Annotated in this window: 8 protein-coding genes; 3 read left to right on the top strand and 5 right to left on the bottom strand. The window is 57.3% G+C overall.

The genetic code is table 11. From position 1 onward, the window contains the following. Positions 1 to 81: 81 nt before the first annotated feature. Positions 82 to 1,434: a cation:proton antiporter gene (locus BLW22_RS13575; protein WP_074846778.1), complete on the top strand. Its 1,353-nt coding sequence runs from the start codon at positions 82 to 84 to the stop codon at positions 1,432 to 1,434. Here BLW22_RS13575 and BLW22_RS35590 read toward each other — a convergent pair. The 3 genes from BLW22_RS35590 to BLW22_RS13565 form a co-directional block, all read right to left on the bottom strand. After that, positions 1,425 to 1,559: a hypothetical protein gene (locus BLW22_RS35590; RefSeq protein WP_256097785.1), complete on the bottom strand. Its 135-nt coding sequence runs from the start codon at positions 1,557 to 1,559 to the stop codon at positions 1,425 to 1,427. The genes BLW22_RS13575 and BLW22_RS35590 overlap by 10 nt on opposite strands. 11 nt (positions 1,560 to 1,570) lie before the next feature. Then, positions 1,571 to 1,783 (bottom strand): hypothetical protein, encoded by a 213-nt coding sequence (locus tag BLW22_RS13570; RefSeq protein ID WP_065927576.1) that lies wholly within the window; start codon positions 1,781 to 1,783, stop codon positions 1,571 to 1,573. Between the two features lie 73 nt (positions 1,784 to 1,856). Then, positions 1,857 to 2,402 (bottom strand): hypothetical protein, encoded by a 546-nt coding sequence (locus BLW22_RS13565; protein ID WP_074846777.1) that lies wholly within the window; start codon positions 2,400 to 2,402, stop codon positions 1,857 to 1,859. A gap of 575 nt (positions 2,403 to 2,977) precedes the next feature. Between BLW22_RS13565 and BLW22_RS13560 the strand changes: the two genes are divergently transcribed. Then, positions 2,978 to 4,387: a circularly permuted type 2 ATP-grasp protein gene (locus BLW22_RS13560; RefSeq protein ID WP_074846776.1), complete on the top strand. Its 1,410-nt coding sequence runs from the start codon at positions 2,978 to 2,980 to the stop codon at positions 4,385 to 4,387. Positions 4,388 to 4,390: 3 nt separating this feature from the next. Beyond that, positions 4,391 to 5,341 (top strand): alpha-E domain-containing protein, encoded by a 951-nt coding sequence (locus tag BLW22_RS13555; protein WP_074846775.1) that lies wholly within the window; start codon positions 4,391 to 4,393, stop codon positions 5,339 to 5,341. Positions 5,342 to 5,447: 106 nt separating this feature from the next. Here BLW22_RS13555 and BLW22_RS13550 read toward each other — a convergent pair whose 3' ends face one another. Both BLW22_RS13550 and BLW22_RS13545 read right to left on the bottom strand, forming a co-directional pair. After that, a complete protein-coding gene (locus tag BLW22_RS13550) occupies positions 5,448 to 9,800 on the bottom strand; it encodes a hypothetical protein (RefSeq protein ID WP_074846774.1) in 4,353 nt (1,450 codons plus the stop codon). A gap of 457 nt (positions 9,801 to 10,257) precedes the next feature. Beyond that, positions 10,258 to 12,741, bottom strand: a complete 2,484-nt coding sequence (locus BLW22_RS13545; RefSeq protein ID WP_074846773.1) for an Ig-like domain-containing protein — start codon at positions 12,739 to 12,741, stop codon at positions 10,258 to 10,260. Between the last annotated feature and the right edge of the window lie 110 nt (positions 12,742 to 12,851).

The raw sequence follows: 12,851 nt of genomic DNA, 5'->3' as shown, positions 1-12,851 counted from the left end.
CAAGGCGACGCAATCACATTGAACCTGCAGTCAGCGACACGCCTCGAACGTGAATAGACCACGGCCCTGGACACCCTCCCGATGACTTTTATTCTATGGATGGCCGTCCTCGGTGCAGTGCTGCTGACCCTTGCCCTCACCTCCTCTTACCTGCGCTGGATGCCGGTGACCACCTCGGCGGTGTGCCTGTTGCTGGGCGTGGGCATCGGCCCCCTCGGCGTGGACCTGCTGCACCTGGACATCAAGCAATCTGCGCGCTGGATGGAGCACCTCACGGAAGTCGCGGTGCTGTTTTCACTGTTCGTCAGCGGGCTCAAACTGCGCCTGCCCCTGGGCCATCGCACCTGGCGCATCGCGTTCGGCATGGCCGGGCCGGTCATGCTGTTGACCATCCTCGGCAGCTGCCTGGCGCTGCATTACGTGTTTGAACTGTCGTGGGGGGTGTCGCTGCTGGTGGGTGCCATTCTCGCGCCGACCGACCCGGTGCTGGCGGGGCTGGTGCAGGTCAATAATGCACAGGATTACGATGCGCTGCGCTTCGGTTTGTCCGGAGAAGCCGGGTTGAACGATGGCACGGCCTTTCCCTTTGTGATTTTTGCCTTGGTCTTCATGCAGCACGGCGGCTTTGACGGTGACTGGCTAGGCGGTTGGGCGTTGAAGAACCTGTTATGGGCGGTGCCGGCAGGGCTGTTGATCGGCTACTGGATGGGCCGGGGCATTGGCCGCACGACCCTGTGGCTACGCGTCAACAACAGTGATAGTACGCTCTCCCCCAATGACTACCTGACCCTCGCCCTGATCGCCCTGGCCTACGTGGTGGCCGAAGCGGTGGGGGGTTACGGCTTTCTGTCCGTATTCGCCGCCGGGCTCGGGCTGCGTCAGGCAGAGTTCAGGTCAACCGGCAACTCCCACACGCCCTCGGAGCATTTGGCGCTGCCGGTGGTGGGTCATCTTGAGGTGGAACCGGAGCACGCTCTGCAAGGGGATGTGAGCGAGTTGGCCGAGACCCAGATCGCCGCCGGCGTAATGATGGGCGACATGCTCTCGTTCGGCAGCCTGGTGGAGCGCTCGATGGAAGTGTTCCTGGTCACGGTGCTCGGCATCGTGCTGGCCAGTCATTGGGATTGGCGGGCATTGCCGTTGGCGGCGTTTCTGTTCTGCGTGATTCGACCGGTCAGTGTGTTTGCAATGCCCTGGGGTCGCCTGGTCGATCGCCAGCAGCGCGGGCTGATGGGCTGGTTCGGGATTCGCGGAATCGGCAGCATCTACTACCTGTTCTACGCGCTCAACCATGGCCTTGTCGGCACCAGCAGCGCGGTGGCGGTGAACCTGACGTTGTCAGTGATCGCCTTGAGCATCGTCGTTCATGGCTTGAGTACCCAGCCGATGCTCGCGTGGTATGAACGACGTGCCCAGGCGAAAGCTCAGTCCTGACGCTCGGTATTGCCCACATCCGCCGCGTCATCCAGATCATTGAGCGGTACTTCTGCATCATCCATCAGGGAACCCGGGTCTTCATTGCCCGGATCGTTGAGCTCTTCTTCCAGTTCTTTGGACATGACCGTCTCCTCTAACCGCCTTGGGTGTCGATATCGGCATCGGTTTCAGGCTTGGGCTCGCGCTCAGGCTTGAAGTCTGGACTGTAGTCGTTTTCCCTGGCCTTGGGGTCGGCGGCGGGTTTCGGGTCTTTCGGGGCATCGGCCGCCGTGCCTGGGGCCGGTTCGCCGCCGTCGATTGCCGGGTCGTTACGGTTGCTGGTCTGGGGGTCTTTGTCTGTGCTCATGGGTCACCTCTTTGGAAAAAACGCAGACTGCGTCAAGGTAAGGTCCCGTGCCGGCCGCTGAAGTTCCAACTGCTTAAGAGCCCGGGTTATCCACCTGGATATAAAACGCGTACGCCCCCAGCAACACCCAGAACACCATGAACAGCCACGGCGCACGCATGGAGAACAGCAGCGACTTGCGATAGCCCTTATGGGACGACTCCACTTCGGAAAACAGCGGCGACTCATCGTAGGCCATGCCCATCACCGGCTCGCTGCGCAGCAGTTCGCTCTGCTTGTAGTGCCAGTGATCGATGATTTCGTACGCGGCGCGGATCCCCGGCCAGGCATTCAGGGAACTGAGTATGCCGAGCAGCGTCAGGAACACCGGCACCACCAGGGTGAACAACTTGCCCCACTCGGGGTTGAGGTTGCCCATGCCGGAGACAAAGGCAATCACCAGAAACGACTGCGCCGTCAGGTAAGCATCGGTGCGGTTGGCGAGGATGGTGGTTTCGTATTGGATTTCGCGACGGTAGAAGTCCAGGCGGTCCTTGGGCGAGCCAAAGATCTTGGCGTTGTGCTCGCTGTGGTCGGCCAGGTTCGCTTCCGGGGTGTCGGGTGAAATGATTCTGGGCACATCCGTGCTCCCTGCTGGGCTCAAACCCCTTAGAAGAATCGGGCTATGGCGAAGTTCAAGTTTGTTGTTGCACCATCGCGGTGCGCAAACCGCTCCCTTATGGTGAGCAGCCTTGTCATGGCCTGCCTTTTTTGTGGTGAGCGGGCTTGTTGTAGTGAGTGGGCTTACTGTGGTGAGCGGGCTTGCCCCGCGTTGGAGTGCGAAGCGCTCCCAAGTTTTTTGGGGCCGCTGCGCAGCCCAACGCGGGGCAAGCCCGCTCACCACAGCGGTCCGGCTCCCCCCAGCAGTCCAGCTCACCACAACAGTCCCACTCACCCCAGAAGCCTGGTAACCACAGAAGGCCCGCTCACCACAATGGGAAATCATTGCGGGATGCCCATTCCGGCACACGCATTGCTTTATCCATTCATCTGCCCGAATACAGGAACATTCGTTACCCCCCGACCCAGAGCCGACCCCATAAGAAAGTAAGGACCAGGCCCGGTGGCACCATCAGCCACGGGCTCATAAAAAAATGCGTTTTTTAAAGCGGCAGTGCCACCCCATGCGTCCCTCGGCACTGACAAGGTACTGGAATGGCTCGATCTTTCTTCGATGAAATGAATGACGCAAACGGCGTGTGCCGTGCGCACTATCAGGACTTCTCCCGCTGGCTGGCCAACACGCCGCCGGAATTGCTGGCCCAGCGTCGCCGCGAAGCCGATTTGCTGTTCCATCGCGCGGGAATCACCTTCACCCTTTATGGCGACGAGCAGGACACCGAGCGCCTGATCCCCTTCGACATCATCCCCCGCAGCATCCCCGCCAGCGAATGGAGCGTGATCGAACGCGGCTGTATCCAGCGGGTCAATGCGCTGAACATGTTCCTCGCCGACATCTACCACGACCAGCGCATCATCAAGGCCGGGATCATTCCGGCCGACCAGGTGCTGGGCAATGAGGGTTACCAGAAGGCAATGGTCGGCCTGGACCTGCACCGCGATATTTATTCCCACATCTCGGGGGTGGACCTTGTACGCGACGGTGACGGCACCTACTACGTGCTCGAAGACAACCTGCGCACCCCCAGCGGCGTGAGCTACATGCTCGAAGACCGCAAGATGATGATGCGCCTGTTCCCCGAAGTGTTCGCCAAGCAGCGTATCGCGCCGGTGGACCACTACCCCAACCTGCTGCTCAAGACCCTCAAAAGTTCCAGCCGCCTGGACAACCCCAATGTGGTGGTGCTGACGCCCGGGCGCTTCAACAGCGCGTTCTTTGAACATGCGTTCCTGGCGCGGGAAATGGGCGTGGAACTGGTGGAAGGTGCCGACCTGTTCGTGCACGACCTCAAGGTGTTCATGCGCACCACCGACGGGCCCAAGGCCGTGGACGTGATCTACCGGCGCATCGACGATGCATTCCTCGACCCGCAGGCGTTCAACCCCGAATCCATGCTCGGCGTGCCAGGCCTGGTCGCGGCCTACTGCGCCGGCAATGTGGTGCTGGCCAATGCCATCGGCACCGGCGTGGCGGACGATAAATCGATCTATCCCTATGTGCCGGCGATGATCAAGTTTTACCTGGATGAAGAGCCGATCCTGCAAAACGTGCCGACCTTCCAATGCCGCAAGCCCGATGAACTGTCCCACGTACTGGCCAACCTGGCCGAACTGGTGGTCAAGGAAACCCAAGGCTCCGGCGGCTACGGCATGCTGGTCGGTCCGGCGGCCACGGCGGCCGAGATCGAAGATTTCCGCCAACGCATCAAAGCCCGCCCCCATGCGTATATCGCCCAACCGACCCTGAGCCTGTCCACCTGCCCGACCTTTGTCGAAAACGGCATCGCGCCCCGGCATATCGACCTGCGGCCCTTTGTGCTCTCGGGCAAGGAAACCCGCCTGGTGCCGGGAGGCCTGACGCGGGTGGCATTGCGTGAGGGCTCGTTGATCGTGAACTCGTCGCAAGGCGGCGGAACCAAGGACACCTGGGTGGTGGAGGGCTGAATCATGTTGAGTAGAACCGCCGCAGATCTGTACTGGATGTCCCGCTACCTGGAGCGCGCCGAGAACCTGGCGCGCATGCTGGAAGTCAGTTATTCGCTGTCGTTAATGCCCCAGGCCGGGCGCAGCGATGGCCTGGACGAACTGGCCATGTCGCTGCTCAGCAGCGGCACCCTGGACAGCTACCTGGAACGCCATGAAACCCTGGATGCCGAGCGCATGCTGCACTTCTTCGCCCTCGACGAAGAAAACCCCGCCAGCATCTACAACTGCCTGCGCGCCGCCCGTGGCAACGCCCACGCCGTGCGCGGGCGCATCACCGCCGACATGTGGGAAAACCTCAACGCCACCTGGCTGGAAATGCGCAGCATCGCCGCCGGCGGCCTGGCACGCCATGGCATCAGCCACTTCTGTGACTGGGTCAAGCAGCGTTCGCACCTGTTTCGCGGGGCCACATCCGGCACCATCATGCGTAACGACGCCTATCGGTTTATCCGCCTGGGCACCTTCGTCGAGCGCGCCGACAACACCTTGCGCCTGCTGGACGCACGCTACGAGATGTTCGGCGAAGAGTCGGAAGAAGTCAGCGACTTGTCGGCACGCGGCTATTACCAGTGGAGCGCCCTGCTCCGCGCGCTGTCGTCGTTCGAGGCGTATACGGAGCTGTATCCGAATGCGCTGAATGCGCGGTCGGTGTCGGAGTTGCTGTTATTACGCAGTGACGTGCCGCGTTCGTTGCACGCGTGCATCGAGGAACTGAGCCATATCCTCGCGGACCTGCCTGGCAGTTATGGGCGCACGGCGCAGCGTCTGGCGGCGGAGTTTGAGGCGCGGCTAAGGTATACGGGGATTGATGAGATATTGGAGGATGGGTTGCACAGTCGGTTGACGGAGTTTATTGAGACCGTGCGGGAGTTGGCGGGGGCGGTTCATAGTTCTTATTTGGAGGTGGTTTGATTATTGTGTCCACTCACATGGGAATGTATCCGACCGCTCAAGAGCGGGAGCAGAGGGTGTAGTCGGCATTCCCACGCGGAGCGTGGGAATGATCAAAGGACCGGATTCAATAGTGCGTTAATGTAAAGTCATCCACCACTAGACGGGGGGTACGCAATGTAAACTCGATAAACTTGATTCCCGCAACTGAATAACTGTGCTTGATAGGAGTAGCCGGCCAGCCAGGAGTGGGTGTAGAGCCAGTTAAAATAACTTTACGATTTGCGTCAAGCAAATTAACCGTAGATTCTCGCATGGCCCAAAATTCCACCTTTACGCATGTAAAATTCAATTCAAAAGAAAGTATTGTCCCGTTACTCTCAGCAGTAACGGCAATAGAGTTGTGAAACTCCGTTGTAGGCCAAATCGAGAAATTGTTCCCAGCACGGACTTGGACTTTCATCGTGGGCGCCACTGCAACATATCCAGGTTTCGCATATAGAAATGGTGGTACTGTTTCAAAGCCCTCAGACTCAACTCTCGGAGTTGTAGATGCCGTATATATGGTGTGGGGAAAACTCACAGCTCCGGCCTCATTCGCATTCGGGTCAAACGCCACTTTGAACTCAACCCGAATCTCTTTGCCATCCGGGCAGCTTCTCAACCAACTCAACAGCACGTAATGATCAATACCTGAGGCCGAAGGGTTTGCGTATCCGTCCCATACCTTATAAGGATTTGTCTGTGCACCTTCGCAATAAAAGATCAGCCAGACCTTATTGCCTGCCACCTGCAAGGGCCACGGTGCAATATTGAGCGGAGGATTTGCTGACATCGCACGGATATCCAACGTACGGTTATGCGCAACGCCATTGATCAATGGCCTCGGCAAATTAGCCTGGGGTATCGGCGTCACCGTTACCGTCACAATTTTCGACGAGTGAACCACGCCTGCACGGGTCACCTCGTATTGGAGCGTGAAGGTCTTGTTGACAGTTCCAACGTTCGCCGCAATCGCCGTCTTGGGAATATCAAACGTGACCACGCCACTGGTCACCCCTGGCTTGGGTGCGATGTCCGGCGAGCCTGCATCGGGGCTCCCCACCATCGTGACCTTGATACTGTCGGTGGTGTACATCGGTGTGTATTCCACCGATACCGTGGCGCCGTTTTGTGCGTTCAACGGGTCCAGGGTCACCGCAGTGCCGGTGCCGGTTGCCTGGGTCAGCTTGGGTACTGGGAACTCAGCCGGCAAGGTGTTGGCGGTATAGCTCGTCACCGGAAAACTCACAGCACCCGCCTCATAGGCATTCGGGTCAAACCCCACTTTGAACTCAACCCGGATCTCATTGCCATCCGGGCAGCTTCTCAACCAATTCAACACCACGTAATGATTAATACCTGAGGCCGAAGGGTTTGCGTATCCGTTCCATGGCTTATAAGGATTTGTCTGTGCACCTTCGCAATGAAAGATCAGCCAGACCCTCTTGCCTGCCACCTGCAAGGGCCACGGTGCAATAGTGAGCGGAGGATTTGCTGACATCGCACCGATATCCAACGTACCGTTATGCGCAACGCCATTGATCAATGGCCTCGGTAAATCAGCCTGGGGGATTGGTGTCACCGTCACCGTCACAATTTTCGACGAGCTAACCACGCCTGCACGGATTACCTGGTACTGGAGCGTGAAGGTCTTGTTGACAGCTCCAACGTTCGCCGCAATCGCCGCGTTGGGAATATCAAACGTGACCACGCCACTGGTCAAACCTGGTTTGGCGGCAATGACTGGCGTACCGGCCCCCCTACTCCCTACCATCGTGACCTCGATGCTGTCGGTGGTGTACATCGGTGTGTATTCCACCGATACAGTTGCGCCGTTTCGTGCGTTCAGAGGGGCCAGGGTCACCGCAGTGCCGGAGCCGGTTGCCTGGGTCAGCCTGGGCACTGGGAACTCGGCAGGTAACGTGTTGACGATGTATGCAACCACCGGAAAAGTAACCGCCTGAGTCTCAACTTTGCTGCGACTGACCGCAGCCTTGAACTCCATTTTCAATTCAGTGCCATGGCCCAACCCATCCAGATAGTCGCGTGGCAGCAGCCTTTCGATGCTCCCAGCAGCAAGCCAAGAGGCATTGACCGCTGACGACCCTGCCCCGTTAAACACCGTACGATCATGGGTGACATTGGCGGCTGTTTTTCCCAGAATCCGCAACCAAATGGGGTAACCCAACGTGATGAACGGCCAGACACCGACGTGGGCCGTGGCGTCCTCGGTAAACGTGCTCAGGTCCAACACCTTGGTGATCGCATTGGCTTCATTGATTTTCAGCGCTGTCTTGGCCAGCTCAGCCAAAGGAATCGGTTTCACCGTGACTGTCAGCGTGCCCGATGTCTTGGGTACACCATTACGTGTCACCACATAGTTGAATTTGACGGTGGTGTCTTGGTTGCGAATGTTCGCGTGAATCGCCGCCTTGGTGATATCGAACTCCACTTGCTCCAAGGCTTGATTACCAGGCTTGGCCGGGATAGCCGGCGACCCGCCGTCGCCAGCACCGTCCATGGTCATCTGGATGGAGTCGATGTTGCGCATGCCCACGTAACTCACCACCAGTTTCGTGCCCTGCTGTACCCGTAGCGGTTCCAGATCCGCAGTACCCGGGCCGGTCACCTGCGCCTCCAGCAATGTCGGTGGAGGTAATTCACCCACTTCACGACTTACCAGCACCTCAGTAATTTTTGAATACCGCGGCATCTCGTCGCCACGTTTCAAGGTATAGAACGCAGTCACCGTGCTGTTCAGGTTGTTTGTGACATAGAAGCTTTCGATGTCGTGCTCTGTGGTGGCGCCGTCTACGGGTACTTGCACCGGAACTTCGACACGGGCATGCGGGCCGATCCAGTACATCCTGATCCAGTCCCCACGTTTTGTTTCAGTGAACGGTGCAAACACCTTCACGTAAGCGCCGATATCATCGGGGTTCAACTGGCCGCTGATCACCTTATCAACAATTGGTGGGGGCATCGTGCGCTGAAGCTGCCCGACGATAACTTGCATCCGCAGGGATTCCTGAGGCCGACCGCCAGGACGTGTGTGGGCATAGAACACCTCCACAAGGTGGCCGTCGAAACGCAGCAGTTCATTGGAATGCACGGTAAACAGCATATCTCCGCTGGGCGTAGGTTCAATATCGTCGACTTCACGGCCCACCCGATGTTCGATGGTGTTGTCGGGGCTGCTCACCCGAAAGATCACTTCGAGATAACCGTTACCCGGCCAGCTTGCTTGCAGTGGAAAACGTACCGTCGCCGCGATATCGGGATCAATGTGGCCACCAAAGTCCTCGTCAATCGTCGGCGCCGGCCACCTGAACACTTCCCCGGTGATGTTCAGGTAGAGCTTTTTGGACGGCTGTTCCACCGCTCCCTTCAGAAACAGCAGATGCACACTGGCCGTACCCTCTGCAATTGCGACCACCGACGCGTTGGGGATGTCGAACCTATAGAGGCCTTGCGCACTCAATACCTGTGTGGGTGTATGGGGGATCGAATTGCCTTCGCTGTCCGTACCGGCCCAGATCAGCGTCACATGCGAATACGCACTGATTTCTGCGCTGGTAATCCAGGCCTGAATTTCCACATCCCAACTGCCCAACTCACCCAGATCAATCTCGGTTTCGCTCTCTGGGAAGGCCAGCCAAGGGGCCTCCGGGCGTATTTGATTAAGGTGCACATCAATCAGCGACACCGCCGACCAACGCGCCCACTCATCCGGCAGGTTGCCCCCGGCATCCCTGACTTGGAAGGCCACTCGGGTGAGTGGGTTATTGCCGGCGGCACTGATCGTGGCGTAGTCAACGGTCAGCGTAATGTCGCGCCCCTCCTCGCCGGGTTGCACCCGATGCAGCACCTGCTGTGAACCCCAGACCAGAATGATCAGGTCATAAGGGCGCATGTGCAGCCAGTGGCGAATAACAATCTTGATACCTATCAACGCGTCCGCTTCGCTGACGCCATTCAACAGAATCAGCGCCGGGATCACACAGACCAAACCCTGATGGCCGGGCAGTTGGTCATTCGGGTCACGTCCCCCTGGCCGGCTCAGGCTTACCCGTAACTTAAGCTCTTCAGTAAAACTTTCATTGTCGCTGGCGCGCCTTAGCTTGCCGAACACCGGGTTGGCCCAATATTCGACAATACGGCTTGCAGGCACCGTCAGCGGAATAAGGTCCAGGTTTTCATCGCCCTCGCGAATCGGGGTAGAGGCAACCGGAACATTGCGGTTGCCCCAGTAGAGTAAGGCAACGCTTCCCGCAGTCACAGCGACTTTTGGATTGACCAGGTACACGACCAACGGGCTCTCTGAATGCCGAAGGCCTACACCGCCATCGGCACCGTCAATATCACCCTCGACCGGCGGCTCAAGCAGCGGTACGACGATGGGAGGGAGACGTGGGGTCGGCGTCTTTTTCTTGGTCATGGCGAGAGTCCTTGCGACGGGTTTCGTCTGGTTTACCCGTATCAAACGCCTGAGAGCCGTGCTTGCCTACTGTCAGAATTAACAGGTGGCGACGAATGGTTGCACTCTTCTTTGTTGGCAGCAGTTTCCATTGGAAGAAGTCTACCTTCCTGCGTCATGTTTACGCAGCGTACCTTTTTTAGGTTTGCCTGAGATGTAATGCATTTCTGCTATAGGAAGAAAATGCTGGGCCTATCAGGTATTTTTTATATTTGAACACAAATAACAGTCGGTCCCATCAAACACTGATGCTCACCGGATTAAATAGCCGGACTTAAGCAAAAAAAACAAATCCGGCAACCTTAAACGATAAAGATGGGCAGGGAGTTATCCCGCCCACTCCCCGACACGCAAAAAATTCACCATATAAAAACCATTTATTATCTTTTCAATCATGCGTCCATCAAACCAACTTGCTTTAAGTTGGAACAAAGGTAAAAGCTGGCCCTTCGAACCCCGCCATGTCGCTAGCTAAATAAGCGACCGCCGATAGAACTCCATTCTCTCGTATGTAGTGCCCTGCCACAATACCGTCTCTTGTCGGAGCCTGCCATCGAACTCTATAGCGCGGATCCATACCTGCACTTATTTGCCGCAAGAATTGATGATAGTTGGAAAAATTCTCGTCAAATGCTTTGCTTATTGGTGCAGAATTATCGGCACCTGGCAATTGAATACCGCCCTGCGCATTGGCCCACTGGCTCAGTTGAGCAAACGATAACCTATCAGTGATAGGCGTCAAAATCATAACAAATACATTAGATACCCTCACCGGATAAAAAACTGTTGAGCCTGCTCCGTCCTCAACAGTGATTGTCACTAATCCGTTGCGAAGGCCGACAACTTTTCCTGAAGCATCTACACTGGCAATCAAGGGATTTGAAGAGATGTAATACCTGCCTGGGGCACCACCATCTGCTGTACGAACATCTGTATTCTGCGGGACTTCTCGAGTAGATAACCCATATGTTTGAAGTAACTTCACACCATTCAGCTCCATCGTTGATTGATCAATCGATAATGGACATGAATTACGGCTCACCAGCACCTCAGTAATTTTTGAATACCGCGGCATCTCGTCGCCACGTTTCAAGGTATAGAACGCAGTCACCGTACTGTTCAGGTTGTTTGTGACATAGAAGCTTTCGATGTCGTGCTCCGTGGTGTCACCGTCGACGGCCACCTGCACCGGAACTTCGACACGGGCATGCGGGCCGATCCAGTACATCCTGATCCAGTCCCCACGTTTTGTTTCAGTGAACGGTGCAAACACCTTCACGTAAGCGCCGATATCATCGGGGTTCAACTGGCCGCTGATCACCTTATCAACAATTGGTGGGGGCATCGTGCGCTGAAGCTGCCCGACGATAACTTGCATCCGCAGGGATTCCTGAGGCCGACCGCCAGGACGTGTGTGGGCATAGAACACCTCCACAAGCTGGCCAACGAAACGCAGGAGCTCATTGGGGTGCACGGTAAACAGCATGTCTCCGCTGGGCGTAGGTTCAATATCGTCGACTTCACGGCCCACCCGATGTTCGATGGTGTTGTCAGGGCTGCTCACCCGAAAGATCACTTCGAGATAACCGTTACCCGGCCAGCTTGCTTGCAGTGGAAAACGTACCGTCGCCGCGATATCGGGATTAATGTGGCCACCAAAGTCCTCGTCAATCGTCGGCGCCGGCCACCTGAACACTTCCCCGGTGATGTTCAGGTAGAGTTTTTTGGACGGCTGTTCCACCGTCCCCTTCTGAAACAGCAGATGCACACTGGCCGTACCCTCTGCAATGGCGACCACTGACGCGTTGGGGATGTCGAACCTATAGAGGCCTTGCGCACTCAATACCTGTGTGGGTGTATGGGGGATCGAATTGCCTTCGCTGTCCGTACCGGCCCAGATCAGCGTCACATGCGAATACGCACTGATTTCTGCGCTGGTAATCCAGGCCTCAATTTCCACATCCCAACTGCCCAACTCACCCAGGTCAATCTCGGTTTCGCTCTTTGGGAAGGCCAGCCAAGGGGCCTCCGGGCGTATTTGATTAAGGTGCACATCAATCAGCGACACCGCCGACCAACGCGCCCACTCATCCGGCAGGTTGCCCCCGGCATCCCTGACTTGGAAGGCCACTCGGGTGAGTGGGTTATTGCCGGCGGCACTGATCGTGGCGTAGTCAACGGTCAGCGTAATGTCGCGCCCCTCCTCGCCGGGTTGCACCCGATGCAGCACCTGCTGTGAACCCCAGACCAGAATGATCAGGTCATAAGGGCGCATGTGCAGCCAGTGGCGAATAACAATCTTGATACCTATCAACGCGTCCGCTTCGCTGACGCCATTCAACAGAATCAGCGCCGGGATCACACAGACCAAACCCTGATGGCCGGGCAGTTGGTCATTCGGGTCACGTCCCCCTGGCCGGCTCAGGCTTACCCGTAACTTAAGCTCTTCAGTAAAACTTTCATTGTCGCTGGCGCGCCTTAGCTTGCCGAACACCGGGTTGGCCCAATATTCGACAATACGGCTTGCAGGCACCGTCAGCGGAATAAGGTCCAGGTTTTCATCGCCCTCGCGAATCGGGGTAGAGGCAACCGGAACATTGCGGTTGCCCCAGTAGAGTAAGGCAATGCTTCCCGCAGTCACAGCGACTTTTGGATTGACCAGGTACACGACCAACGGATTCTCTGAATGCCGAAGGCCTACACCGCCATCGGCACCGTCAATATCACCCTCGACCGGCGGCTCAAGCAGCGGTACGACGATGGGAGGAAGAAGTGAGCTCGGCGTCTTTTTCTTGGTCATGGCGAGAGTCCTGCGACGGGTTTCGTCTGGCTTACCCGTATCAAACGCCTGAGAGCCGTGCTTGCCTACTGTCAGAACTAACAGGTGACGACGAATGGCCATCAGGCGAATCCATGTCACAAGGGCCGTCGGTCGGTACCTGTTAATTCTGACAGTATCCGAGGCGCGCGTTCAGGTGTTTGATGGCGTAAACGGCACGCTTGCCCTGGGGC

Source organism: Pseudomonas marginalis (genome assembly GCF_900105325.1).
Classification (GTDB): domain Bacteria; phylum Pseudomonadota; class Gammaproteobacteria; order Pseudomonadales; family Pseudomonadaceae; genus Aquipseudomonas; species Aquipseudomonas marginalis.
The sequence above is the reverse complement of the archived record's forward strand: the minus strand, read 5'-3'. Positions and strand labels throughout refer to the sequence as shown.